Below are 24,806 nucleotides of genomic sequence, written 5' to 3' on the forward strand. Positions count from 1 at the left end.
TCGGATCCAGATATGTCAGGACTGTTTGCTACAGCGGTATTTCGGTGTCATGGCGAGATCAACCGAGCTCTGGTGGCGCGACGGAATCGCGGACCAGACTGACGCCCGCACATCTGTGCTCACGGCCCGTCCCCCCAGAAAGCTCCGCGGCACATGCATACGTCCCCCAGACCCGGCGACCCCGAAGCGCACCGTTCGCGTGCGGTGAGGAGGTTCCGCGCATGGTGCGCTATGTGACGCGCAAGGCGGCGGGCTGGCTGATGATGATCGTGGTCGCGACCAACGCCACCTACTTCCTGTCCAGTTGGTTCCTGGACCCGCGGTCGAACTTCAAGGAGCTGCGGCCCGTCCGCACCGAGGCCCAGATCGACCGGGCGCTCGCGCCCTACAACCTGGACCCGCAGGTGCCGGTCGTGCAGCGGTGGTGGGACTGGCTCACCTCCGTCGTCGTCCACTTCGACTGGGGGAAGTCCCCCACCGGGGTCTCCGTCAACGGGGAGATCGGCTACCGCTCGCTCGTCAGCGCGGAGCTGGTCGTCATCGCGACGGTCCTCTCCGTGGTGATCGGCGTATCGATGGGCGTGTACACCGCGTCGCGGCAGTACGGCTGGGCGGACAGGGTCTCGCAGGCCATCTCCATCGCGGTGTTCAACATCCCGACGTCCGTCGCCGCGCTCGCCGTGGTCTTCGTCGCCATCTGGCTCAACCAGCACGCCGGGCTGCGGTTCCTCTACGTCGCGGGGGAGAACTCACCGAACGTCGAGGGGCTGCTCCCGACGATCGGGGACCGCTTCCTGCACCTGATCCTGCCGACCCTGACCCTGACCCTGATGGGCTACGTCGGCTACCACCTGACCCAGCGCTCACTGCTGCTCGACACGATCAACGCCGACTTCGTGCGCACCGCACGGGCCACCGGACTCACCCGGACCAAGGCGATCCGCCGGCACGCCCTGCGGACCGCGCTCATCCCGACGGCGACCTCCGTGGCGTTCAGCGTCCCGGCCATCTTCACCGGGGCCATCATCACCGAGACGATCTTCGGCTGGAACGGCATGGGCCGCTACTTCATCCAGACCATCAGCAAGAACGACGTGCACGGCGCGGTCGCGACGGCCGCCTTCGCCGCCGCCCTGACCGCGATCGGCGCGATCCTCGCGGACATCGCCACGGCCCTCCTCGACCCGAGAGTGAGAGTGAGCTGACGTGGCCACGGACGTGACGGCCGGCCCCTCGACACCCCCGTCACCGGACGAGGTGCACCAAGCGGCGCTCCCCGCCCGGAAGAACGGGCGCAACCTCGGCCTCGGCCGGCTCTACCTGCGGCGCTTCCTGCGCAACCGCCTCGCCGTCGTCGGGGTGCTGATCTTCGTGGCGCTGGTGCTGTTCAGCGCGTTCGGCGGGCTGTTCACCTCGTACACCTACTCCGACGCCGACTTCGCCGCGCTCACCCAGCCACCGAGCGCCACCCACTGGTTCGGCACCAACCAGGGCGGCAACGACGTCTACGCCTCGGCCGTGCACGGCCTCCAGCGGTCCCTGGCGATCGCGGTCAGCGTCTCCGTCCTGACCATCGTCGTCGCCGCGGTCATCGGCTCCAGCGCCGCCTACTTCGGCGGCCGGGTGGAGAAGGCGACGCTCGCCGTCATCCACTTCCTGCTGATCGTCCCCTCCTTCCTCATCCTCGCCCTGGTCTCCAACCGGCTGGCCGGCGACTGGCGGGTGCTCATCGTCGTGCTGACGGTGTTCGGCTGGATGTCCACCGCCCGGGTGATCTGGTCGGTATCGACCTCACTGCGCGAACGGGACTACGTGACGGCCGCCGAGTTCATGGGGGTGAGCCCGCTGCGCATCATCCTGCGCCACATCATCCCCAACCTCGGATCGCTCCTCATCGTCAACCTGACGCTCGGTGTCGTCGCGACCGTCCTGAGCGAAACCGCCCTGTCCTTCCTCGGGTTCGGCGTCCAGACCCCGGACGTCTCGCTCGGCACGATGCTCGCGGACGGCGCGAGCACCGTCACCAGCGCACCCTGGCTCTTCGCCTTCCCCGCGGGCCTGGTCGTCCTGCTCACCGTGTCGATGACCTTCGTCGGCGACGGACTGCGCGACGCCCTCGACCCGATGTCAGTGACCGGCGCGGCAGGAGGCCGACGATGACCCGCACGACGACCCTGCCCAGAACCGAACCGGCCGACGACGTCACCACCCCCGTGCTCTCCGTGCGGGACCTGCGGATCTCCTTCCCCTCGGAGGCCGGGCGGGTCGAGGCGGTGCGCGGCGTCAGCTTCGACCTGCTGCCGGGCCGGACCCTCGGCATCGTCGGCGAGTCCGGCTCGGGCAAGTCGGCCACCGCCATGGGCATCATGGGCCTGCTGCCGCCCTCCGCCGATCTCGGCGGCCAGGTGCTGCTCGGCGGCCGGGAGCTGATCGGCCTCGGCGACAAGGCGCTCTCCGGCATACGGGGCGACGCCATCGGCATGGTCTTCCAGGACCCGCTGTCCGCGCTCACCCCGATCTTCACCGTCGGCCGGCAACTCTCCGACGCCCTGCGGATCCACCAGGACCTGACGAAGAAGGCGGCCTGGGACCAGGCTGTCGAACTGCTCGACCTCGTCGGCATTCCCGACCCCGCCAACCGGGCCCGGTCCTTCCCGCACGAGTTCTCCGGCGGCATGCGCCAGCGCGTCGTCATCGCCATGGCCATCGCCAACAAGCCGTCCGTGCTCGTCGCCGACGAGCCCACCACCGCCCTCGACGTCACCGTGCAGGCACAGATCCTCGACGTGCTGCGGCTGGCACAGGAGGAGACCGGCGCCGGACTCGTCCTGATCACCCACGACCTCGGAGTCGTCGCAGGCCACGCGGACGACATCGCTGTCATGTACGCGGGCCGGTTCGTGGAGCGGGCGGGCGTCGACGAACTGTTCCGCCGCCCGACCATGCCGTACACCGCGAGGCTGCTCGCCGCGGTCCCGACCGTGGACAGCGGGGTCCACCGCCCCCTGGTCCCGATCGGCGGGGAGCCGCCCGCCCTCGTGGGCCTGCCGTCCGGCTGCCCCTTCGCGGACCGCTGCACCGTCGCCATCGACGCGTGCCGCACCGACGAGCCCGCGCTGCGCGGGATCGCCGGTCACGGGGACGTGGCGTGCCTGCGCGCCGACGAGATCGCCGACGGCACCCTGGACCCGGCGGGCGCCGTCGAGTCCGCCGACGCCGTTGCGGCACCCGCGGCTTCCGGGCCCGGCGACGTGGTGCTCCGGGTCGAGGACCTCGTCAAGACGTTCCCGGTCACCAAGGGCGCCGTACTCAAACGCCGGGTCGGCACGCTGCACGCCGTGAGCGGGGTGAGCTTCGAGCTGCGCGCAGGGGAGACGCTCGGCCTGGTGGGCGAGTCCGGCAGCGGCAAGACGACGACGCTGCTGGAGATCCTGCGGCTCCGGCAGCCCGAGGGCGGCCGGATCGAGATCGCCGGCACCGATGTCGGCGAGGCCGGATCCGCCGCGCGCGTACGGGAGTTGCGCCGGGACGTACAGATCGTCATGCAGGACCCGCTGGGGGCCCTGGACCCGCGGCTGCCCGTCTACCAGCTGCTCGCCGAGCCGCTCCAGGCCATCGGCCGGGACCGCGAGTCGATCCGCTCCCGCATCGGTGAACTGCTGGGGCTGGTCGGTCTGGACGACGCCGTGAGCGACCGGTTCCCGGCCGCGCTCTCCGGCGGACAGCGCCAGCGGGTCGGTATCGCCCGCGCCCTGGCCACCGAGCCGAAACTGCTCGTCCTGGACGAGCCGCTGTCGGCGCTGGACGTGTCGGTGCAGGCCGGGGTGATCAACCTGCTGGCCCGGCTGAAGCGCGAACTCTCCCTGGCCTACCTGGTGGTGGCGCACGACCTGGCCGTGGTCCGGTACATCTCGGACCGGGTCGCGGTGATGTACCTCGGTCACATCGTCGAGACGGGGGAGACGGAGACGCTCTTCTCCGATCCCCGGCACCCGTACACCCGGGCGCTGCTGTCCGCGATCCCGGTGCCCGACCCACAGCTCGAACGCAGCCGGGAGCGGGTGGTGCTGGAGGGCGAGCAGCCGAGCGCCGTCCGGGTGCCCACGGGCTGCGTCTTCGTCGACCGCTGTCCGCTCCACCGCGTCGCCGACGAGGACATCCGCCGGCGCTGTCGTACGGAACGACCAGCGCCGACGGCGGTTGCCGAGGACCCCGGCCACCAGTACGCCTGTCACGCCGTCTGAGGCCACGCCCGCGCACCGGGAACGCTGTTCCCGGCCGAGGGCCCGCCGCTCAGCCCCCACCGGGCCTGTCCGCCCGGACCACCGAACCAGAAGGAACCCTTTCGCCATGCGCGCAAGACTGGCCCTGCCCATAGCCCTCGTCGCCGCCGTCTCCGTCGCCGCCACCGCGTGCCAGTCCTCCTCCGGGAGCGACGATGCCGACGGGGCGAAGAAGGACGCGCCCAAGGCCGCGTCGGCCGCCGTCGACTACAACCCGCAGCCGTACGACAAGATCAAGGACGGCGGCACGTACACGACGGTCGGCACCTTCGACGACCAGGGCAACCCCTTCAACGTCAACGCCACGCTGACCGCCTCCCGGGTGTGGGGCTGGTACAACGCAGCCGCGATCACGTACTCGCCCACCGGTGACGTGCAGTACAACCCGGACTACTACAGCGATGTGAAGGTCGCGGTCGAGGGCGGCAACCAGAAGGTGACCCTGACGATCAACCCGAAGGCCACCTTCAACGACGGCACCCCGATCGACTGGAAGGCGATCGAGGCCACCTGGAAGACCAACAACGGCTCCGACAAGGCCTTCGCGGCCTCGTCCACGGACGGCTACGACCAGATCACCTCGGTCGAGCAGGGCAAGAACGCCAAGCAGGCCGTCATCACCTTCAAGGGCATCAACGCCGCCTGGTCGACGCTGTTCACCACCTTCCTGCACCCCAAGGCCGCCACGGTCGCCAACTTCAACAACGCGTACGTGAAGAAGGCCCACCCGGAGTGGGGTGCGGGCCCGTACACGGTCGGCAAGTGGGACACGCACTCGGGCAACATCACCTTCGTCCGCAACCCGAAGTGGTGGGGCAAGAAGGGCAAGCTCGACAAGCGCGTCTACGTCAACCTGGAGCCGACCGCCGGGGTCAACGCCTTCAAGAACGGCCAGCTCGACTACACCTCCGCCGTCGACGCGGAGAGCCTGAAGCAGGTCAAGGGGCTCAAGGGCACGGAGATCCGCAGTGGCGGCAGCCCCTTCGAGTACTCGCTCAGCTTCAACACGAAGTCCTCCGTCCTCTCGGAGAAGGCCGTCCGCAAGGCCATCGAGCAGAGCGTGGACCGCGCACAGATCGCGAAGATCCAGTTCCAGGGGCTCGACTACAAGGAGCCGCTGCCGGGTTCGGCCGTGCTGTACAGCTTCCAGAAGGGCTACGAGGACAACCTCTCGTCCGTCCTGAAATACGACCCGGAGGCAGCGGCCAAGTCCCTCGACGCGGCGGGCTGGAAGCCCGGTTCGGACGGCGTCCGCGTCAAGAACGGCAAGAAGCTCGAGGTCGGCTACACGCTTCTCGGTGACGATCCGCTGGGGAAGGCCATCGCCGGAGCCTTCGTCGCGATGCTGAAGCCGGTGGGCGTCCATCTCGTCATCAAGAAGGGCGACGACGCGGACTTCTCCAAGGTCCTCAGCGACCGGAGCTTCGACATCTTCCTCTCGGGCAACCGCTCCATGGACCCGTTCGGCACCCGCTACCTGTGCGACTTCTACTGCTCCGACCGCGACTCCAACATCACCGGCGCGGGAACCAAGGCGCTGGACAAGGAGATCCGGGCCACCACCGAGATCGCCGACCTCGACGAGCAGGCCGCTGCGGTCAACAAGGTGGAGAAGAAGGCGCTCCAGCAGTACGCCTTCCTGCCGCTGTTCAGCGGCCCCTCGACGTACGGCGTGAAGAAGGGCCTCGCCAACGTCGGCGCGACGATCTTCTACACCCCGCTCCCGGAGACCGTCGGCTGGGAGAAGTGACGCACGCCCGGTACACCGAGGGAGCGCCCCGCCGGCCGGGCGGGACGCCCCTCGGGGCCGCCGGACGTCAGCAGTCGTACTGAGAGAGACTCACATGGCGGCCGACGGCTCCGGCCCCGTGGATCTCCCGCGCCCCACCCCTGGCCCTTCGCGACGTCGGTGACGTACGCGCACTGGGTTGCCGTTTATCGATATGGTCCGCTAGCATATCGATATTCGATAAGGGGGTGGTCGTGATGGATACGCGACTGACGAAATTCCTGGCCAGGGCGGTCTACTGGCTGACCGTGCTCAGCGGGGTCGCCTTCGTCGGCAAGACGGCTTCGAGGCTGCTCGACGACGGTGACGTCTGCGTGGAGACGGACTTCTGGGCCAACGCGTCACTGGGGCACGAGCTGCCGGTCGTGCCAGGCGTGACGGGCTCCGGCACCGTCACACGTCTCTGCCAGGAGCATCCCACGGGGGTGCAGCGGATGGGCGACGTCGGGGTTCAACTGCCGTGGTACCTCTTCACTTTCGTGGCGCTGCTGCTCTTCTGTCTGCTGTTGAACACCGTGGTGAAGGACGGCCCGTTCGTCGCCGCCGCGGCGCAGCGGCTGCGCACCCTCGGCTGGTTCCTCGCCGTGGGCGCGACCGTGACGGCTCTCGCCACGGGCTGGTCGAAGTCCGCGCTCGTGGGGAGCATGGCGCCGGTGGCCGGGTCCCAGCCGACCCTCGACTGGCCGTGGCCGCTCCTCCTGACCGGCCTCGCCGCGGTCATCATGGGGCAGGCCATGCGCGAAGGTGCGCGCATGAGAGAGGACCTCGAAGGGACCATCTGATGCCCGAAGAGGAACAGCACTCGATCGAGATCCACCTCACCAGGCTCCTGGCCGAGCGCGGAATGACCCTCACCGAACTCTCCGCGCAGGTGGGCATCACCATCGCGAACCTGTCCGTGCTGAAGAACGGCCGCGCCAAGGCCATCCGCTTCTCCACGCTGTCCAGGATCTGCGACGTCCTGGACTGCCAGCCGGGCGACCTGATGTCGCGCCCTCCCGCCCCGGCCCCCGGCGGTGAGGCGGACGGCGCGGGAGAGGGGCGGGGCCGCCCTCAGCGGTAGTACCCCTCGACCACGGCCCGGACCTCGTCGAGCAGCGCGGGACCGGTCTGCGGCACCGGGGGCAGGCCGCTGCCCGGCCTGATGTCCAGGAGCTGTTCGTTGGACAGGGCGAACACGACCCTTCGCAGCCCGGCCCGTTGGATGACCACCTCGCACATGTCGCACGGCTGGCAGCTCGTGTACATCGTGGTCTCCGCCGCCGTGGCCGGGTCCAGCTCCTTCGCGGCCCACCTCGCCAGCTTCAGCTCCGGGTGCGCGGTGATGTCCCCCTCCGTGAGGGTCGTGTTGCGATCCTCCGCCAGGACCGTGCCGTCCGGCCCCGCGAGCAGCGAGCCGAACGGCGGGTTGCCTCCCGCGCGGGCCTCGGCCGCCAGCGCGATGGCCCGCCTGAGAAGGGTGTGGTCGTCGGGCGTGGTCATGACGGCTCCGTTCCGGTGCGTGGTGGGTAGAAGTGCGCGGCGACCGTGGCGAGTGCCTGCCAGGCCGCCTGCGGGTCGCGGGTCTCGGCCGGGTCGCCGCTGTAGGGGTCGAGGACGACGGACTGGGCGCCCAGCGACCGCAGTTGATCGAGGTCGTCCATGATCTGGTCGATGGTGCCCTCCCCGGCGAGCCGCTGCGGTCCTTCGACCGGTGCCGCGGTGACACGGAGAGCGATCCGGGGCGCCAGGGCGGGCACGGGGAGCCGCTGCTCGTCCGCGTACGCCCGCAGCCTGACCGCGGCTTCGCGCAGCCACGGCACGGTGCAGCGCAGCGGATGCCACGCGTCCCCGAGCCGCACGGCCCGGCGCAGCCCGGCATCGCTGTTGCCACCGACCCACACCGGGATCTTCCGGTCCCCGTAGGAGGCGGTGTCCGCCCACGCCGCCCGCACGTCCCGGAGGTGGTTCTCGGTCAGTCGCCCACGCTGTTCGAACGGGATCCCGAGAGCGGCGAACTCCTGCCGCGCCCACCCCACCCCCACTCCGAGTACCAGCCGGCCACCGCTCAGTTCGTTCAGGTTGGCCGCCATGCGCGCGGTGAGCAGCGGATGCCGGTAGGGGGCGATGAGGACCGTCGTGCCGAGCCGGACCCGGGAGGTGAGGCCGGCCAGCCAGGACAGGGTGGTGAAGGGTTCGTAGAAGGGGGCCGGATAGCGCTCGGCGACATCCGGCGTGATGGCGATGTGGTCCGAGACCATGAGCAGGTCGAAACCCAGACCCTCGACGGTCCGGGCCCAGTCGCGAAGGACTCCCGGGTCGGTGCCGGGGCCGAAATTGAGGACGTTGACTCCGATCTTCACGACGATCAGCCTAGCCACGCCGTACCGGCCCCAGAAGTATTTCCCGCCTGTTCAGAAGCCGTCCGGCCGTGGATCCGCCGGTAATCTGGCCGGATGACCGAGAGTCTTGATACGACGGACTGGGCGATCCTGGCGGAGCTCCAACGGGACGGCCGGATCGCGTTCACGGAGCTGGCACGACGGGTGAACCTGAGCGCGTCGGCGACGAAGGAGCGGGTGCGGCGCCTGGAGGGGGCCGGGGTGATCACGGGGTACCGGGCGGAGGTCGACCTGGAGCGGACCGGTTACGCGGTCACCGCGGTGGTCCGGCTCAAGTACCCGGGACCGGGGACCCGGCACGGACCGTTGCGCCGGCTGATCGAGGAGCGCTCGGAGGTCCTGGAGTGCCTGCGCACCACGGGGGACGACTGCTACGTACTGAAGGTGGCGACCACATCGATGGCGCACCTGGAGGAGATCGTCGACGAACTGGCCCAGTTCGGAAGCACGACCACCAACCTCGTCCTCAGCCGCCCACAGTCGTTCCGGGGCCCGCGCGAGCCCCGGGCGGACAAGGCCGGATAGCCGGAGGCGCGGGCGTGGGCGTGGGCACGGGCGCGGGGTGGGCGACGGGTTGGCGTGTTCAGTGAGCGTTCTGCTGGGCGTCCTGCTGGTCGTCCACCGGGTCCGCGTTCTGATCCGCTTCCGTCCCCGCTTCCCTCTCCGTGTTCTCTTCCGTGTTCTCCTGCGTGTTCGTCTCCGACCTGTGCCGGGCCCGCGCCCGGTACTCGTCCAGGAATCCCACGGCGAGCAGCAACAGCACCGCAGCCAGGGCGAAGGCGGCGGTCAGGCCGTTCAGTACGTTGTAGGGCCCGTCGGCCGGGACGACGCGGCCGCTGTTCAGCACACAGTCGAAACCCAGCGGGACGTAGGAAGGTTCGTGCCCGGCGACCTGGCCGAGCGTGCCGGGCGGGAGGGAGCGGCACGGAACGGCGGGCGAGGAACCCGCGCCGTGCTCGGCCGCGATGGCGTCCCACTGGACCACGCCGAGCCCGATCGTGTACACGATGACGGCTGCCGCGGCAGCCATGGCCGCGAGCCGGCGCAGCAGGTCCCCGGCCCAGTCCGGCCGGCGTCCGGGCAGGACCACCGAGACCAGTTTCACCACGACCGCGACGGCCCAGATCGGTGTGGCGAGTGCGGCGCCGTACATCAGCAGGACGAACATGGTGCGGCCGCCTTTCGGGGTTCCCGGACCATCGACGACCTGGCCGTCCTGTCCCAGACGTAACGCCCGTACGTGCCGGTTCCCGCGGCCGCCGCCGACGCCTAGGCGCCGCCCATGCCCTCGCGCCCCTGCCCTCGCGCCCCTGCCCTCGCGCCCCTGTCTGTCGCGGAACTCCCGCGTTTGTCGCCGGCCCCCTGCAGATTCGTCCGCGCTTGGTAACCGAGGGATCTTGTGGGGGCGTTCGTGTGTCTTCATGGGTGCACGGCATCGGGGAGACGGCAAAGGGGCGGGCGGACATGGCACGACACAAGGGCAGGGCATGGCACAGCCGGCTCCTCGCGGCGGCCCTCGGGGTGACGGCGGTGGCCGCCGCCACCTCGGTGTGGACCGCTCAGGCCGACACCACCGGTGGGCGGCAGCCGCAGGCGCGTGTGTCGGCGCCGGCCCAGGGCAAGGTGGCCAAGGTGGCGGTGGACATCGCGCACGCCTCGGACCGCGGTGCCAAGGGCGTCAACATCACCATCGACGACGGACCGGACCCGGTCTGGACCCCGCAGGTGCTCCAACTGCTGAAGGACAGCGGGGTGAAGGCGACCTTCTGCATGGTCGGCACGCAGGCGCAGGCACACCCGGACCTGGTCAAGGACGTAGTGGCGGCCGGACACCGGCTGTGCGACCACACGGTCTCGCACGACACCGCCATGGACGGCAAGTCCGAGGCGTACCAGTCCCAGCAGATCCTGGACGCCGAACGCATGATCACCAAGGCGTCCGGAGGCGTCCGGCCGCAGTACTACCGCGCTCCCGGCGGTGCGTTCACCCCGTACAGCCGTCAACTCGCCGCGTCCCGGGGGATGCGCCCGTTGGGCTGGAACGTCGACACCAAGGACTTCGAGCACCCGGGTGTCGACGCCATCGTCTCCACGGTCAAGAGCGAGATCTCCAACGGACCGACCATCCTCTTCCACGACGCGGGAGGGGACCGCGCCCAGACCTTGGCCGCGCTGCGTGAGGTGCTGCCCTGGCTGAAGCAGCAGGGGTACACCTTCGGCTTCCCCGTGCGGTGACCAGCGAGGCCCGGGAAGCCTTCCCCGCTGCCGCTGCCGCTGCCGCTGCCGCTGCCGCTGCCGCTGCCGCTGCCGCTGCCGCAGCCCCCGGCCGCCGCCCCGCGGGATGTCCGCCCGGAACACCCCGCGGGCCTCGTGCGGGACGGTGCCATTCGCGCCATCCGCGCCACCCGCACCACTCGCGCTACCCGGCGGCGTGGCCGACCCGGGCGAACGGCTCGGTGAAGGTGTCGTAGTCCTCCTTCTCGGCCGAGGTGGACGTGTCCGCGCTGTACGGCTCGGTGGCGTTGTCGAGCACCGTCGGGTCCTGGGGGAGCGAGCCGATGGCCGACTGGCCGAAGGTCGAGACGAGCATGACGCCAAGCCCGGTGCTCTCCAGGGCATCCCTGTCGGTCCCCAGCGTCTTGAGCGGGATGCCGATCTCGTACGTCGTGTCCTGCTCGGGGTCGTGCCCCGCCACGAGGAGGTCCTCGTACAGGTCCTGGTCCTCGAGATCCGCCGGAACGTAACCGGCGTTGCCGGTGTCGTTGATGCCGATGACCTCGGAGGCGGTGAGGCCGTCGGCGTGGGCGTAGGTGATGCCGTTCGCCTTGAAGGGGAGGTTGTTGTCCTTCTCGTAGTCGAAGGCTCCCTCGGCGTTCAGGGTGAACAGCGCGGGCTGGCCCACGCCCGGCTTGCTGGAGAACATGGCCAGGTGGTCGACCTCGGCGTTGCCGAAGGTGTCGTGCAGCCCCCAGACCCCGTCCGGGGCATCGGCCTCGACGACCCCGTCGCTGCCCGTTGCCGGATCCACGTCCAGGGCGATGGAGATGGGGATGTCGCCGTTGTACGGCTTGCCGTTGTCGCTGGTCGGATACCCCTGGGCGGGGTCGGTCACGTCCGTGACGTTGGTGAACTGCCACATCAGGTAGAGGTTTTCGTCGTCCCACGCGGCGGACAGCGAGTACAGGTCGTAGACCGGGCCCTCGTGACTGCCCCGGAAGATCCGGGGATCGTCGTTGGCCACGCCCTGAGCGACGATCATGTCCTGGGTCCACTCGGCGGCGTCCCCGTCGACGGTGACGGCAGCGGCCGCTCCTAGCCGGCCGTCGGGATTGGTCGCGTAGTGCGAACCCGGGGCCGCATTCGCGTAGTGCGAACCCGGGGCTGCGGAAGCCGTTGCCGCGGGGCCGGTGGCGCTCGCGGGCCCGGGGGAGACGATCAGGGCGGCGCCGAGGCATCCCGCCGCGAGAGCGAGTGTGGCGGTGTGGGGGCGGGCTCGGAACGGCCCGTGCGGTCGGGTGGGTGCTGCTCGCATGAAGATCCCTTCCTGGTGCGCGGTTCCGACGCGGAACGTGGCGTCCCTGACCCGGAGTTGCGCAAGAAGCAGAAATTTCTTACTGATGCGGGACCGGCGGCTCGAAGGCTGTGCGTGCGGCGGGGCCGACTGCGGCGGAGGTGGCCCCAAGCGCCCCGCCCAGCAGTCGGATTCGGTGCTGCATGGCACGGCTCCTTCGGCGTCGGGCACGGCTGTGCCCAAGGAGGCAGCTACTCGTGGGGAGGCTGCCGTGGGGGGATTCCGCGTCGGAGCCTGCCGCTAAGGCGTGTACGCGTCAAGGCTTTCTGCAAGAGTTTTCAGGTGTTTGCGCAAAGCAGCGCCGAGTGGCCTCATGCGGCGGCGGGGGCGTCGACTCGCCGCGCCGGAGCCCTAGTTGCTCCGATAGGCTGATGATCGCGGAGGCCGACCCGTGCTGACCCGTGGAGGGGCAGAGGCTGACCCGCAACGGGCAGAGGCTGCCCCGTAACGGGCAGCGTGCGACATAGAGGGAGCAGTCTGGTGTCGACCCGCAAGATGCCCTCCGGCGTCTGGATCGTCGTTCTGCTGGTGGCCGCCCTCGCCGCGGTTTCCCTTCTGTCGGTACAGGCTTCCCGGAACATGCCGGAGGGGACTGCCGCGAGTCCCGGTCCCGAGCCGAGCGCCAAGCCGCACCCGTCTGCCACCAAGCCGAAGGTGCACAAGGTTCCCGATGACTCCGGGACGGGGCGCCGGATCGTGTACTCGCTTTCTCGGAAAAGGGTCTGGCTGATCTCCGACAGCGAGTCCACCGTCCGTACGTTCATGGTGTGGCCGGGCAATGTGCCCCCGGCGAAGGGCGAATTCCCGGTGGCCTTCCGACGCGCGGAGGGAACGGGGAGCGATGGCGTGCAGATCGAGCATGCCGTCTATTTCGGGACGCAGTCAGCCTTCTCCAACGCCATCGACGGAGCGTCGCCCGCGCCCGACAGCACGGTGCGGACCGGGGCCATTCGCGAAAGTGTCGCGGACGGAACGGCCCTGTGGGATTTCGCCACGAAGGGGACTGTCATCCACGTCGTCGGCTGAAAGCGGACTTTCCCACGAGCCGGACCACGGTTTCCCGGACGCGAACTGCTCCGGATTCCTCCCGGGCCGGAACACGTTCTCCCGACTCGTGAGTTGAGGATTTCGTGTCGACCCGGGGGGTGCCTCATGCCCCCGGATGGTTCAGGGTGCGCATGAACTGCTCCGCCAACTGCTCGGTGTCGATGGTGTCCGCGCTGCGCCCCGACAGGATGTGGAAGAAGGCCGGCCCGATCAGGAGGGCGGTCGCCTGTTCGGGGGAGAGCGCGGTGCCGCTCGACTCCCGCGCCGCCGCCACGACCTCGGCGGCGCTTTCCCCGAGGATGTCGCGGGAGTTGAGCAGTGCGGCGACGTCCGCGTCGTGCTGGGCTTCCCCGATGAGGGCGCGGTAGGCCGCGCCTGCGTCGGAACGGGACAAGAAGGCGACGAGGGCGTCGAGATACGCCTCGAGGTCCTTGCGGGGGTCGTCGCCACAGGTCACGGACAGTTCGCGCCGGGCGTCGATGGCGCTGGCCTCGTAGAGGACTTCGGCCTTGTTCGACCACCAGCGGTACACGGTCTGACGGCCCACGCCCGCCCGCTCGGCGATGCCCTTCATGGTCAGCGCCGCATACCCGACCTCGACCAGGAGGTCGTCGACGGCGTGCAGCACCGCGACGCGTGCGCTTTCACTGCGGGGCCGTCCGCGGCCGCTTCCATCCATCATGTCGCCACTTTATACGAGGCATGGTGTCTCGTATGTGTTACCTTTACGGAGCACGGTGACTCGTAAATGGGTTTCCGGCTCCTCCGCCCGGTCCGGGGAGGTCCTGCCGGGCAGTGCCCCGGCCGTGCTCCGTGCACTCCCGTCCCCGAAGGAATCAGAGAGCAATGGTTTCCATGCTGGAAGGCGCCCGGCGCCCGGAGCAGCGATCAGGCCCGGTGCTGGCCTGCGTGAGCGTGTGCACCGCCCTGGTCGTCGGATTCGTCGCGGCGATCAACCTGGCGGTGCCGCGGCTGGCCGCGAGTTCACTGCAACCGACCTCGTCGAACCTGCTGTGGATCGTCGACGCCTACGTCGTGATCTTCGCCTGCCTGGTCATCCCTGCCGGCGCGGCCGGCGACAAGCTCGGCCGCAAGGGCGTACTCATGGCAGGGCTCGGCATATTCGCGTTCGGAGCCGTGGTGTCGGCCATGGCGCCGAACGTGCCGGTCATGCTGATCGGGCGCGCGGTCACGGGTCTCGGCGCAGCGTGCGTCCTGCCCAACTGCGTCGGCATCCTCCTGCACGCCACCGCCCCCGGGCGGCGCCCCCACGCGCTGGCCGTCTGGGCGGCTGCCTCCGGCATCGGCGGCGTCGTCGGCAACGTCGGAGGCGGCGCGGTGCTGAGCGCGGGCTCCTGGCGCGCCCTGTTCGTGGCGGTCGCCCTCATCGCGGCCTGCTGCCTGGCGTGGGCGGCACGGTCCGCACCGCGCAGCGCCCGTACCGAGCGCACCCTCGACCTGCCCGGCACGCTGCTGTTCGTGGCAGCCGTCGTGGCCCTGCTGACCGGAATCATCGAAGGGCCCGGACAGGGCTGGGGCAGCACGGTCGTGCTCACCGCCTTCGCCTGCGGCGCCCTGCTGGGCCTGTGCTGGGTACGTGTCGAACTACGCGTCCCCCACCCCATGCTCGACCCGCGGCTGTTCCGCAGCCCCGCGCTCAGCAGCGCCGCACTCGGCATGACCCTCACGTTCTTCGGGAACTTCGGGCTGTTCTACGTCAACGCCTCGCTGCTGCAGTACGGACGTGGCTTCTCCGTGCTGCAGGCCGGCATCGGGATCATCCCGCTGACCATCCCGCTCCTGGTGGGCACCCGATACGTCCCCGGGCTCATCCGCCGTATCGGCGTCCCCGCGACACTGTCCGCGGCCTTCGCGCTCACCGGCGCCGGCCTGTTTGGCCTCTCGTACGCCTCGACCATGGCCTACCCCGTGTACGCGGCCGGTCTGTTCGTCATCGGGCTCGGCATCATGCTGGCCGCGCCCTGTCTGACCGCTCAGATCGCCTCGGCCCTGCCGGTGGAACGGGCGGGCATCGCGGGAGGGCTGCAGTCGGCCACCCGCGAGCTGGGCAGCGCCCTGGGCGTTGCCGTCGTCGGCACCGTCCTCACCGCCGGGTTCACCCACCACCTGCCCGCTGATCTGAACGGGCACTCGCCGCTGCCTCGCACGGTGCGCGAAGCGCTCGTGCTGGCCCCGGCCGACCACACCGCCGTCACCGAAGCGTTCACCCGAGGCGCCGACACCGCGCTGCGCGCCGCGGCCCTAGTCGTACTGCTGGCCGGAGCCGTGGTCGTAGCCGGCGCCCGCCGAGCCCACCGGGCCGCCCCGCAATAGCAACGCGGCACCCACCACGAGCACGGAACCCAACCCATCACGAGCACGACACCCACCGCGAGCACAGCACCCGCCACACGAGGGCACCCACCACACGCACGGCACCCACCACACGCACGGCACCCACCACACGCACGGCACCCACCACACGCACGGCACCCACCACACGCACTAGACGCACCCATCTACGACCATCTCCGACATTCGCATGCCCCTTCGGGGGCGAAGGAGGACACGCTCATGCGTGCATTTGTCACTGGAGCGACCGGCTGGATCGGATCGGCCGTTGTCGACGAACTCGTCTCGGCGGGCCACCAGGTCACCGGCCTCGCCCGGTCCGACCGGGCCGAGCGGGCTCTCGCGGCCAAGGGCGTAGATATCGTCCGCGGCGACCTGGACGATCTCGCCTCGTTGCAGCAAGGCGCCGGCCGGGCGGACGCGGTCATCCACATGGCCAACAAGCACGACTGGGGCAACCCCGCCGAGTCCGACCGCTCCGAACGCGCCGCGGTCCAGGCACTCGGTGACGCCCTGGCCGGAACCGACCGCCCGTTCGTCGTCGCCGCACCGCTCTCGGGCCTCGTGGAGGGCCGTCCTGCCACGGAGGACGACGTCTCGCCTGCCATCGGCCCGGACTCCAACCGGGGTGGCAGCGAGAATCTCGCCCTGGACTACGTGGCCCGAGGCGTGAGGACGGTGATCACCCGGTTCGCACCGAGCGTTCACGGCAGTGGCGACTGGGGATTCGTCAACTTCCTCACCGAGGCCGCCCGTAAGCAGGGCGTCTCGGGCTACATCGGCGAGGGCACCGCCACCTGGTCGGCGGTGCACCGCGACGATGCCGCCCGCCTCATCCGCCTGGGCATGGAGCAGGCACCCGCGGGGACGCGCCTGCACGCAGTCGCCGAGGAGGCCGTCACCACCAAGGCGATCGCCGAGGCGATCGGCCGCAGCCTCGGGCTGCCGGTGGCCAAGGTCGCTCCGCAGGATGCCGCTGCCCATTTCGGCTTCGTCGGCGGCTTCTTCGCCTCCACCATGTCCGCGTCCAGCAAGGCGACCAGGCAGCTCCTTCCCTGGGAACCCGCGGGGCCGTCCCTGCTCGCGGACATTGACGCGGGCGCCTACACGGCCGCCTGACGAGATGGGCCGCGGGGGCACGGGAGGACGGGCCCGCCGGATCCACGCTCCCGTGCCCCCGCCTATCCGCCCGCCTATCCGCCCACCCACCTATCCGCCCAACCGCCCATCTGCCCATCTACGCCAGCCACTTCCGGGCCCCACCACGTGGGCTCTTGGGACCACCTCTGGCGCCCCTCGTACATAACCGCCCGAAGGAGCCAACATCATGGCCACGCATGCCTGCACCCTCACAGAACCGCGTGTCTCCGCAGCCCTCACCCGCATGTTCGAAGCAGCCGCCCGCGACGACGAGGCCGTTCCCGACGGCCCCGTTCCCGACGGGACCGTTCCCTACGACCGGGCGTCGCTGACGGCTCAGCAACTCGCCGACGCGGCACAGGAGATCTACATGCCGATCTCCGCCGACGGCGGCAGGCTCCTCTACAACCTGGTCCGCGCCACCGGACCGGCCGTAGTGGTCGAGTTCGGCACTTCGTTCGGCATCTCCACCCTGCACCTGGCCGCCGCCGTTCGCGACAACGGCAAGGGCCGGGTCATCACCACGGAGATGAGCCGGGCCAAGGCGGCCGCCGCCCGTGAGACCTTCGCGGCCACCGGTCTCGACGACGTGATCACGGTGCTGGAGGGGGACGCCCTGCAGACGCTCGCCGGACTACGGCAGCCTGTCGACTTCCTGTTCCTGGACGGGTGGAAGGACCTCTGCCTGCCGGTCCTGCAACTCCTGGAGCCGCACATCGCTCCCGGCACCCTGGTCGTCGCCGACGACGTAAACCTCCCCGACCTCGGCCCGTACCTCGACCACGTCCGGGACACGGCCAACGGGTACCACAGCGTCACATTCCCCGTTGAGGACGGCCTCGAAATCAGCTGCCGCCTCTGACAAGGGGGGCCGGGTCCGTGCCGGCCCGTCGAGGAGCCGCCGCAGCTCGCTGAAGCACATCGGCCGGTCGTACCGCCCAAGGGCACCCAGCCCGCCTAAGCCCAGCACCTAGAGCGCCCACTTGTTGGCGATCATCTCCACCACGGTGCGCGAGGGACAGTCACGACGGTACGTGGCGGCCCAGTCCTCAGGGCTCTTGGCCGAGTCGGGATCCATTGGGTACCGAGCCGGACCTGTGCGGCCGATCAGGTTCGAAGCCGGACGGTGCGGACTGCGGTGGTCACCTCACGCCTAGCTGCTCGGCGGCCGGCACCCGTGGTCGACCGGAGGAAGCCCGAGGTATGCGCGCAAGCCTGCTTGAGTCGCCGGAAGTCCGCAGGTGGCGAGGCTCTCGTCGAGGCCTTCACCCGTGTTCCACCATCCTTCGAGCAGGTCGGCGAGGGCGTGCACGAGCTGCTGCGGGGGCGGAACTCGCCATTGAGCGACCGCGTGCGGCGTTAGCATCGCCCGGTGGTTGCAATGATTCGAGGCGCCAGCCTGCGCGGTTTTACGCGCCTCGTCGAAGAGCTCGGCGGCGACCCCGCCGAATTCATGGGGCGATTCGCGATCCCCCCGGAGGCGCTCATCTCCGAGGAGGGGCTCGTCCCGATCACCGGCCACGATCTGATGCTCGACGCAGTCGCCCGTGATCTCCGATGCCCTGATTTCGGCCTCCGCCTGGCCTGCGCGCAGGATCTCGGCATCCTCGGCAGGCTGGCGCTGGCCATCCAGGCCTCGTCCACGGTGGCGGAAGCACTGGAGTGCGCGTCACGGTTCATGTTCGTCCACAGCCCGGCACTGAGCGTCGGAGTGGAACCCGATCCGCGGGGACGGCGTGAGGTCGTCGCTCTGACCTATCGGAAGGACCTGCGCGAGTCGCCGTACTCCCCGCAGGCCATTGAGCTCGGACTCGGCCTCTTCCACCGGGTGGCACTGATGCTTGTCGGGAGCCTGGCCGGCCTTCGGTCCGTGGAGCTGCCGCACCAGCCGCTGTCGACGGTGTCGCGGTACATCGAATTCTTCGGCGCGGACGTGAGGTTCGGGAGCCCGGCCGCCGCGTTGCGGGTGGAGCGGCGGCTGCTCGAGAAGGAGTTCCGGGGCGCGGACGCGGCGATCCGCCGACTGGCCGTCGACTATCTGGCCAGTCACCACACCGACCCTGCCCACCTGGTCTCCACGCACGTGCGGCGGGCGCTCGCGGGGAGCGTCGGCACCACACCCGCGACGATCGCTCACGTCGCACGGCTCCTCGCGATCCATCCCCGCACCCTGCAACGCCGGCTCGCCGCGGAGTCGACCGGCTTCGCGGAGATCCTCGAAGACGTACGGCGGGGCCTCGCACTGCGTTACATCACCACCACCGGCCTGCCCCTCGGACAGGTGGCCGCGATGGCGGGGTTCACCGACCAGTCCGCTCTCAGCCACGCCGTACGGAGGTGGGAGGGCGCCAGCCCGAGCGAGGTCCGCCACCGGGTGCGCGGCACTTCCTGAGATTGTCGCGCTGGAACAAACCCCGCCCCGCTCGTGAGTGCATTCTGCTGCCCCGACGACGAGAGCGAGGAGTGGCCAGCCATGGCGACAGCCGGAACCGACCACCTGAACGGGATCGGCGCGCGAGCGGTACCCGAGTTCGACGGCGTCCACGACGTGTGGCCGCGCGGCGAGAGGCTGCGGGCGGTCCGCGAGGCCGCTGCGGCGTACAAAGTGCGCTTCAAGGCCCAGGGGCAGGTGCGCGCGGTGAAGTCGGTCGACATCGCGGCGGCGCCGTATCCGGTGAAGTACGCCTTCCACGACGCGGTCTCGGTGCCCACGCTCCCGTTGATATCGATGATCAACCGCATGATCGTGGTGCAGTACGACGACTTCGACGGCCGGGCGCGCACACTGGTCTTCGAGCCGACGGTGCCGGACGGCTCCGCGGAGGCACCGTTCTACCGCAACCTGCGGAAGCTGACGGCGAAGGCACCCGGCGGCAAGCTGCTGGAGCGGGCGGTGCTGAGGTACTACGCGGAGCCCGGCGACGTCCTGCGCCGGCTGGGCCTGGCCGCGGACGACATCGACTTCTGCACCTTCGACCACCTGCACGTGCAGGACCCGCGGATGATCCTCGGCTCCACCGAGGTCATCGAGGGCGAGGAGACGCCGCGCAAGCCGCTCTTCGGCGCGGCGAGGATGCTGGTGCACAGCCGTGAGCTGGCGACGCTGCGGTCCCTGCACCCGATGCAGTGGGCCTGGTACGTCGACGGCGGTCTGGGCGGCGTCGATCCTACGAGGTTCGTCACCTTCGACGGGGACATCGAACTCGGTCCCGGCGTCGCACTGCTGTGGACCCCGGGGCACACCGACGGCAACCACTCGCTGGTGCTCAACACCCCGGACGGCGTCTGGGTGTCCTCGGAGAACGGCATCTCGCTGGACAACTGGCAGCCGGAACTGTCCAGGATCCCCGGAGTGCGGCGCTACCACGAGAACTTCGGCCGAGAGATCTGCCCCAACGCCAACACGCTGGAGGACTCACTCGACCAGTACGACTCGATGGTCAAGGAGAAGACCCTCGCCGACCGCTGCAAGGCGGACCCGCGCTGGCTGCAGATCCTGCCCTCGACCGAACTCGCACCCTGGAAGCGGTTCTGGCCGGTGGTGCCCACCTACGTCCACGGCGGGATCGCCTACGGCGAGATCAAGGGCGGCCGGCGATGAACCGCTCACCGGCAGGCGCGGTCGTCACCGGGGCCGGCCGCGGCCTCGGCAGGCTGATCGCCGCGGTCCTGGTCGAGCGAGGCCACCGGGTGCTGGTCACCGACGTCGACGGGGACGCGGCACGCACCGCGGCCGCCGAACTCGGACCCCACGTCCTGTGGGCCGCCGTCGACGTACGGGACGAGGCCCAGGTCACCGGGGCGCGGGACCTCGTCGTGGCGGAGGCCGGCCGCCTGGACGTCTGGGTCAACAACGCCGGAGTGCTCGCTACCGGGCCGGTCTGGGAGCAGTCGCCCGAGATACGCCGCCTGATGCTGGAGGTCAACGCCCTCGGCACCATCAACGGCACCGTCGCCGCGATCGGGGCCATGCGGGTCACCGGCGGTCACATCGTCAACGTCGTATCGCTGGCAGGGCTGACCGCGGTCCCGGGCGAGGCGGTGTACGCGGCGTCCAAGCACGCCGCCCTCGGCTTCAGCCTGAGCACACTCGCCGACCTGCGCCTCGCCGGGATCAAGGAGATCGACATCTCCTGCGTCTGCCCCGACGGCATCTGGACCCCGATGCTCCACGACAAACTCGACGACCCCGCCTCGGCTCTGTCTTTCTCCGGCAAGCTGCTCAAGCCCGAGGAGGTCGTCGACGCGGTGCGCAAGGTGCTGGACCGCCCGCGCCCGGTCACCGCGGTACCGGCCTGGCGAGGACTGCAGGCACGCCTGGCCGACGCCCTCCCCGCCCTCGGGCTGCGCGCCTTCCCGCTGGCGGTCGCACGGGGCAGACGGGTACAGCGCAGGATGTCGGCCAAGAGCAGGTCGGAGTAGGTCCCGTCCCCACACGCACGCTGCCCGAAGGGGACGGGCCCGTGCGTCGGAGCGGGAATGCGGACCTGACTGCCGCAGAGCCTGGACATGCCGCATGCATGCCGCCGCCGGCAGAGGTCGCACGCGAGGGCCCGGGGCGCAGCACAGCTCGTTGTCCACGAATGGGTCGAGCGGCGGCGGCCGGCGGCCCTATTGCGTCGCGTCGCAACTCTCGCATCGGCTCACGGCAGCTCGATCAAGGTTGCCCCGGGTGGCACGGAGAGGGCTGGAGGGTGCGAGACGACGCCATGCCCCGGGCGAAGGGGCGGGTACCCAGCCGTAGCGGGGCGGCCGGATGTCCGCCGGGACGATGTGCATGCAGCCGGGAAGGTGCGCCTTGCCACTGGCGTGGACGATGATCGCGGCCGCCGGCCAGCCATCCCAGTCACCGGTGGGTGCGCTGCCGCGGGACGCGGGCTCACCGCAGTCCGCGCAGTTGTTCATTTCATGGCGTTCGCAGTACTGCATGGTCCTCACCCTGTCACCTGTCGAGCCGTTGCTCAGTGCGATCGAGCCAACTTCGGTACGAGGACGCGAAGTCGTGCCCGGGCGGCTCGATACCTCGGTCCATGGGTCTCAGGTCCTCCCGGACGGCACCTCGGTACGGGCCCGTCACCACCAGCAGCGACGCATAGCCACATCCCTGCTCGCTGATGAACACCGCGCCCGAGAAGCGACGGTTCGGGCGCCGCAGCGGGCGCTCAGAGGTGATCGTCCAGGAACTTCCGTACCTCGTCGATGGTCATAGGCCCTGCGCCGTGCGCCACCGCCGCTCCCTCCTTCAGCAGGAGGCAGGATGGGGCTCCGGTGACCCCGTATCGCTCGGTTGCCGCCGGGCAACGCGTGATGTCGGTGCGGACGACCGTCAGGCGGCCCGTGTAGGCGGCGGCGATGTCGCCCACGACGAAATCCATCACCCGACAGGGCTCGATTGCCTTGGGCCATGCCCCGGTGAAGTATGCGAGGACCGGAACCTTGCTTCTCCCGAGGATGAAACTGAACTCCGCGTCCTCACGAGGTCGGTGAACCAGCTTTGTCATGGGAGCTCCTGACCTCACGTTCCGTACTCCATCCCATCATCCCTCGCGCGGTGTGCCAGGTCGGCCCTGGCCGGTCGTCCGGCCGGCTGCCGGGAGGGGGCTACGGGCCGTCGCAGGACGGCGCTGGTGCCTGGGACGAGCGGCCCGGCCCCTTGTCACGACGACCGGAAAGTCGATTTCCAGGGGCATAGCGGCTCGGCACCGGGAACGAGCACTATTTCTGAACGCTCGCGGACACGGCGGTAGACGGGTGAGGCGTCAGCGGACCCGGAGACCGACCGCCAGCGTCAGTTGACGGGACGGGGTACGCGACGACTTCCACGCGGCCCGTGGCTCGCGGCACCCTCACCCTCGACCTCCGCGACACGGGGAGATCGAGAAGCCCAACAAGCCCTACGGCACCGAGCTCTTCGCCCTGGACGTGGCCGCGATGCTTGACTACCTCGGTATCGACGGGGCCGACGTCTACGGCACGTCCATGGGTGGACGCCTGGCCCAGCAACTCGCAGCCCGCCACCCGCACCGGGTGCTCGCCCTAGGGATCGGCTGCACGTCACCAGTCGGCGACATCCGGATTCCGCTCCGGGCCAACAAGAAAGCCCCGGGCGGTTGGCCTGGGGCTTTTTCATGGAGCGGGTGACGAGAATCGAACTCGCGCTCTGAGCTTGGGAATCACCCGGCACTTGAGCCTTCATGTGGTCTCTGAACTGCATAAACGTCTACTAACGGTAGGACTCTCGCCATCATCTGGTGCCTGCTGTTGACCGCTGCTTACCGCCCCTACTGGCACGTTGTGGCACGCGGTTCCGTCAGCCGTCTCCACCAGTTGCCGGTGCCAGCCCCACTATGTCGGAGAGGGATCCTCGGTAGGTGGTGCCGAGCTTGTTGACCACGCCCGCGGTGGGGCCTGGGCCATTCTTGAGACGGCTCACGTAATTCTCGGGTAGCAGCACCCGGTCGCCGACTTTGAGGGGTTCGCTCCCGCGCCAGCGGTATCCATACCCGCCAACCTCCACGACCTGGCAGCCATTGACCTCGTGCACGCGCCGTGTACTGTCCAGCTGCTCCTCAAGCTCCTTGACGCGCTGCTCCAGCCGCTCGTTATGGGACTTGGAGAAGCGCGCGCTGCTTTCACTTCCCGACTTGTGGCCCTCGCTCCACCCGCGTCGGTGGGCCGCGGCCACGGTTTTGTCCTGCTCTGTGGCATGTGTGCTGCACGCCACGTCCGAACCCGATATTCGGATCGCAGTCCTCTCGGTTGTCCCTACTGCATTGCGTCACGGCTCTTGCAGCGGCTCATGGCCGCCCGCTCGGTGTTTCCCTGCGTGGCAGAGAGCGGGTAGAAGGGCGCGAGGCGGCGCCATGCTCCCGAGACGCGGATACGCCTCGGGGATGTCCATTTTCGCTCGTGCTGTCAGACGTTGCATCTACGCTTCCTCTCACCGAGGACACAGGGGGAACGGTGAGTGGTGCAGGATCGCCGCAGCGGCGGCATCCAGTACGGGGGGTGCACAACTGGCAGGTCGAGAAGCACGTTGGCCGGGCGGAAAAGGCTGCGGCTGATCTGGGTGTCGCCTTCGATGCACACAGTGTCCGTAAGGCACTCGCATTTCGGTGGGCCCCCTATCTACTGAGACTGCGGCGAGTGCTGATCGCCTTCGTGGCTCTGGGCGTTACGGGCGCTGTTACTTACCGCCCGGCTTGTCGACCTGGCGGGATCCTCGATGTTGGTTCCGTATCGTGCGGGTCCTACTCTGCTTACGTTCTCGGACCTGGGGGCAACCCGCGGGCGACTGGGGCCTTCGTCTGCATCTCGATGGTCCTCGTCTTCGTGTGGTCGCTATGGCGCGCGGAGCACATCGCGCGCTGCTACGAGCCGCTCTACCCACTCCTCAGCTTGCTCTCGGGCAGTGGGGATCTGGTCGGTATGGCGGAAAGCCACTACACGGATGCTGGGAGACTCCGCAAGAAGGTCAGAAGAGTGGGCCTTCCCCTGCGGGAGGTCGCCGGAGATGCTGCATCTGCGTTCGGGGCTGGCCGGGCAATCCGAAAGGAACTCGTAAGCCACGTAAGGCTGGTGGACACGGCGTTTACGCAGGCGGCAGACGAACTTATGCGGGATCGCGAGGGCGCGGCGCGGAAGCTTGGTCTGCTGGCCGCGACTGCCGCGAGCAGCATCGCCGCCGATCGCTTTCAGGAGATGCTCCCGGAGGCGTTGCTTCCGAGCGAGGGATCTGGAGAGGGCTCTTTGGCACCGGATCGGGTGGACGGCCTCCGCTTGGCGAAGGCGTGCGCATGGTCAGTACTCTGTGTAACGCTCTTCTCGCTGCTCCTCGCGTGGCTAGGTGTGCCGGCGGAGCTGATGGTGCCATTGGCGATACTGGCCTTCCCTGTGGCCGTATACGTGCTTTTGGCGGCGCGGCATGGGCTCAATGAGGCGTCACGTCTGACGCGAAGCATCAGCACGTTCTTCTCTCCTGGGCCTCCGCTCTGACGCTGGCTGCTCATGTGCGGCTGTTCCAACTGCTGCCCGCGTCGAGTGGAGAGTTCGTACTGATCGCCCGAACGGTGACCCAGGGCATAAGAATTACGTCTCGTGATGCGAGATGCCCGGATAGGTGTTCCCTGGAGTGGGTCGCGAACGTCTCGCGAAACAGCATTCTGTTGCGTCTTAGGGCAGACAGATAGCACGGAGCTCTTGGATAGGCTAGACGATAAACAAGGCCCTTTCTGAGAGTCGCG

General features: G+C 69.4%; 24 protein-coding genes. 17 read left to right on the forward strand and 7 right to left on the reverse strand.

Annotated features, from left to right (window positions below):
* The first annotated feature begins 221 nt into the window (after positions 1 to 221).
* The 6 genes from ACFVJX_RS17080 (at position 222) to ACFVJX_RS17105 (ending at position 7,135) form a co-directional block, all read left to right on the forward strand.
* Complete coding sequence (locus ACFVJX_RS17080; protein WP_384122900.1) at positions 222 to 1,205, forward strand: ABC transporter permease; 984 nt, start codon at positions 222 to 224, stop codon at positions 1,203 to 1,205.
* A gap of 52 nt (positions 1,206 to 1,257) precedes the next feature.
* A complete protein-coding gene (locus tag ACFVJX_RS17085; protein WP_384123052.1) occupies positions 1,258 to 2,160 on the forward strand; it encodes an ABC transporter permease in 903 nt (300 codons plus the stop codon).
* Positions 2,157 to 4,244, forward strand: a complete 2,088-nt coding sequence (locus tag ACFVJX_RS17090) for a dipeptide ABC transporter ATP-binding protein (RefSeq protein WP_384122902.1) — start codon at positions 2,157 to 2,159, stop codon at positions 4,242 to 4,244. Before ACFVJX_RS17085 ends, ACFVJX_RS17090 begins: the two co-directional genes overlap by 4 nt.
* 106 nt (positions 4,245 to 4,350) lie before the next feature.
* Positions 4,351 to 6,033, forward strand: a complete 1,683-nt coding sequence (locus ACFVJX_RS17095) for an ABC transporter family substrate-binding protein (protein WP_384122904.1) — start codon at positions 4,351 to 4,353, stop codon at positions 6,031 to 6,033.
* Between the two features lie 236 nt (positions 6,034 to 6,269).
* Entirely contained in the window at positions 6,270 to 6,854 is a 585-nt protein-coding gene (locus tag ACFVJX_RS17100) for a DUF2975 domain-containing protein (RefSeq protein WP_384122906.1), read from the forward strand.
* Complete coding sequence (locus tag ACFVJX_RS17105) at positions 6,854 to 7,135, forward strand: helix-turn-helix domain-containing protein (protein ID WP_384122908.1); 282 nt, start codon at positions 6,854 to 6,856, stop codon at positions 7,133 to 7,135. The genes ACFVJX_RS17100 and ACFVJX_RS17105 overlap by 1 nt, the downstream gene beginning before the upstream one ends.
* Here the strand turns inward: ACFVJX_RS17105 and ACFVJX_RS17110 are convergent.
* Together ACFVJX_RS17110 and ACFVJX_RS17115 are read right to left on the reverse strand one after the other, a co-directional pair.
* Positions 7,126 to 7,554: a nucleoside deaminase gene (locus ACFVJX_RS17110; RefSeq protein WP_384122910.1), complete on the reverse strand. Its 429-nt coding sequence runs from the start codon at positions 7,552 to 7,554 to the stop codon at positions 7,126 to 7,128. The two genes, ACFVJX_RS17105 and ACFVJX_RS17110, sit on opposite strands and share 10 nt — an antisense overlap.
* Positions 7,551 to 8,414 carry an LLM class flavin-dependent oxidoreductase gene (locus ACFVJX_RS17115; protein ID WP_384122911.1) on the reverse strand — a complete coding sequence of 288 codons (864 nt, stop codon included), beginning with the start codon at positions 8,412 to 8,414 and terminating at the stop codon, positions 7,551 to 7,553. The genes ACFVJX_RS17110 and ACFVJX_RS17115 overlap by 4 nt, the downstream gene beginning before the upstream one ends.
* A gap of 93 nt (positions 8,415 to 8,507) precedes the next feature.
* Here ACFVJX_RS17115 and ACFVJX_RS17120 point away from each other — a divergent pair, with 93 nt between their 5' ends.
* On the forward strand, positions 8,508 to 8,978 hold the full coding sequence (locus ACFVJX_RS17120) for an Lrp/AsnC family transcriptional regulator (RefSeq protein WP_384122913.1): 471 nt from the start codon (positions 8,508 to 8,510) through the stop codon (positions 8,976 to 8,978).
* Between the two features lie 58 nt (positions 8,979 to 9,036).
* On the opposite strand, the gene ACFVJX_RS17125 is transcribed toward ACFVJX_RS17120, so the two are convergent.
* The gene (locus tag ACFVJX_RS17125; RefSeq protein WP_384122915.1) at positions 9,037 to 9,621 is read right to left on the reverse strand and encodes a hypothetical protein; all 585 of its coding nucleotides are present in this window, start codon (positions 9,619 to 9,621) and stop codon (positions 9,037 to 9,039) included.
* Between the two features lie 296 nt (positions 9,622 to 9,917).
* Between ACFVJX_RS17125 and ACFVJX_RS17130 the strand changes: the two genes are divergently transcribed.
* Positions 9,918 to 10,688 carry a polysaccharide deacetylase family protein gene (locus tag ACFVJX_RS17130; RefSeq protein WP_384122917.1) on the forward strand — a complete coding sequence of 257 codons (771 nt, stop codon included), beginning with the start codon at positions 9,918 to 9,920 and terminating at the stop codon, positions 10,686 to 10,688.
* 184 nt (positions 10,689 to 10,872) lie between these two features.
* On the opposite strand, the gene ACFVJX_RS17135 is transcribed toward ACFVJX_RS17130, so the two are convergent.
* Positions 10,873 to 11,985: a hypothetical protein gene (locus tag ACFVJX_RS17135; protein WP_384122919.1), complete on the reverse strand. Its 1,113-nt coding sequence runs from the start codon at positions 11,983 to 11,985 to the stop codon at positions 10,873 to 10,875.
* A gap of 534 nt (positions 11,986 to 12,519) precedes the next feature.
* Here ACFVJX_RS17135 and ACFVJX_RS17140 point away from each other — a divergent pair.
* Positions 12,520 to 13,050, forward strand: coding sequence for a hypothetical protein (locus ACFVJX_RS17140; RefSeq protein ID WP_384123054.1), 531 nt, complete (start codon positions 12,520 to 12,522; stop codon positions 13,048 to 13,050).
* Positions 13,051 to 13,174: 124 nt separating this feature from the next.
* Here the strand turns inward: ACFVJX_RS17140 and ACFVJX_RS17145 are convergent, their stop codons facing one another.
* A complete protein-coding gene (locus ACFVJX_RS17145; protein WP_384123056.1) occupies positions 13,175 to 13,750 on the reverse strand; it encodes a TetR/AcrR family transcriptional regulator in 576 nt (191 codons plus the stop codon).
* 167 nt (positions 13,751 to 13,917) lie between these two features.
* Between ACFVJX_RS17145 and ACFVJX_RS17150 the strand changes: the two genes are divergently transcribed.
* The 6 genes from ACFVJX_RS17150 (at position 13,918) to ACFVJX_RS17175 (ending at position 20,985) form a co-directional block, all read left to right on the forward strand.
* Positions 13,918 to 15,405: an MFS transporter gene (locus tag ACFVJX_RS17150; RefSeq protein WP_384122921.1), complete on the forward strand. Its 1,488-nt coding sequence runs from the start codon at positions 13,918 to 13,920 to the stop codon at positions 15,403 to 15,405.
* 240 nt (positions 15,406 to 15,645) lie between these two features.
* On the forward strand, positions 15,646 to 16,542 hold the full coding sequence (locus ACFVJX_RS17155) for an SDR family oxidoreductase (RefSeq protein WP_384122923.1): 897 nt from the start codon (positions 15,646 to 15,648) through the stop codon (positions 16,540 to 16,542).
* A 208-nt stretch (positions 16,543 to 16,750) separates the two neighbouring features.
* On the forward strand, positions 16,751 to 17,425 hold the full coding sequence (locus ACFVJX_RS17160; protein WP_384122925.1) for an O-methyltransferase: 675 nt from the start codon (positions 16,751 to 16,753) through the stop codon (positions 17,423 to 17,425).
* Between the two features lie 519 nt (positions 17,426 to 17,944).
* Positions 17,945 to 18,955 carry an AraC family transcriptional regulator gene (locus tag ACFVJX_RS17165; RefSeq protein WP_384123058.1) on the forward strand — a complete coding sequence of 337 codons (1,011 nt, stop codon included), beginning with the start codon at positions 17,945 to 17,947 and terminating at the stop codon, positions 18,953 to 18,955.
* 81 nt (positions 18,956 to 19,036) lie between these two features.
* The gene (locus tag ACFVJX_RS17170; RefSeq protein ID WP_384122927.1) at positions 19,037 to 20,164 is read left to right on the forward strand and encodes a hypothetical protein; all 1,128 of its coding nucleotides are present in this window, start codon (positions 19,037 to 19,039) and stop codon (positions 20,162 to 20,164) included.
* Positions 20,161 to 20,985, forward strand: coding sequence for an SDR family oxidoreductase (locus ACFVJX_RS17175; protein WP_384122929.1), 825 nt, complete (start codon positions 20,161 to 20,163; stop codon positions 20,983 to 20,985). Before ACFVJX_RS17170 ends, ACFVJX_RS17175 begins: the two co-directional genes overlap by 4 nt.
* Before the next feature lie 740 nt (positions 20,986 to 21,725).
* Here ACFVJX_RS17175 and ACFVJX_RS17180 read toward each other — a convergent pair.
* Positions 21,726 to 22,064 (reverse strand): thioredoxin family protein, encoded by a 339-nt coding sequence (locus ACFVJX_RS17180; RefSeq protein ID WP_384122931.1) that lies wholly within the window; start codon positions 22,062 to 22,064, stop codon positions 21,726 to 21,728.
* 421 nt (positions 22,065 to 22,485) lie between these two features.
* Here ACFVJX_RS17180 and ACFVJX_RS17185 point away from each other — a divergent pair, with 421 nt between their 5' ends.
* On the forward strand, positions 22,486 to 22,704 hold the full coding sequence (locus ACFVJX_RS17185) for an alpha/beta fold hydrolase (protein WP_384122933.1): 219 nt from the start codon (positions 22,486 to 22,488) through the stop codon (positions 22,702 to 22,704).
* A gap of 169 nt (positions 22,705 to 22,873) precedes the next feature.
* Here the strand turns inward: ACFVJX_RS17185 and ACFVJX_RS17190 are convergent, their stop codons facing one another.
* Positions 22,874 to 23,248, reverse strand: a complete 375-nt coding sequence (locus ACFVJX_RS17190; RefSeq protein ID WP_384122935.1) for a hypothetical protein — start codon at positions 23,246 to 23,248, stop codon at positions 22,874 to 22,876.
* 461 nt (positions 23,249 to 23,709) lie between these two features.
* On the opposite strand from ACFVJX_RS17190, the gene ACFVJX_RS17195 reads away from it, so the two are divergent.
* Positions 23,710 to 24,558 (forward strand): hypothetical protein, encoded by an 849-nt coding sequence (locus ACFVJX_RS17195; protein WP_384122937.1) that lies wholly within the window; start codon positions 23,710 to 23,712, stop codon positions 24,556 to 24,558.
* Positions 24,559 to 24,806 lie beyond the last annotated feature (248 nt).

It is taken from the genome of Streptomyces sp. NPDC127177 (assembly GCF_042672475.1).
In the GTDB taxonomy this organism is placed as follows: Bacteria; Actinomycetota; Actinomycetes; order Streptomycetales; family Streptomycetaceae; genus Streptomyces.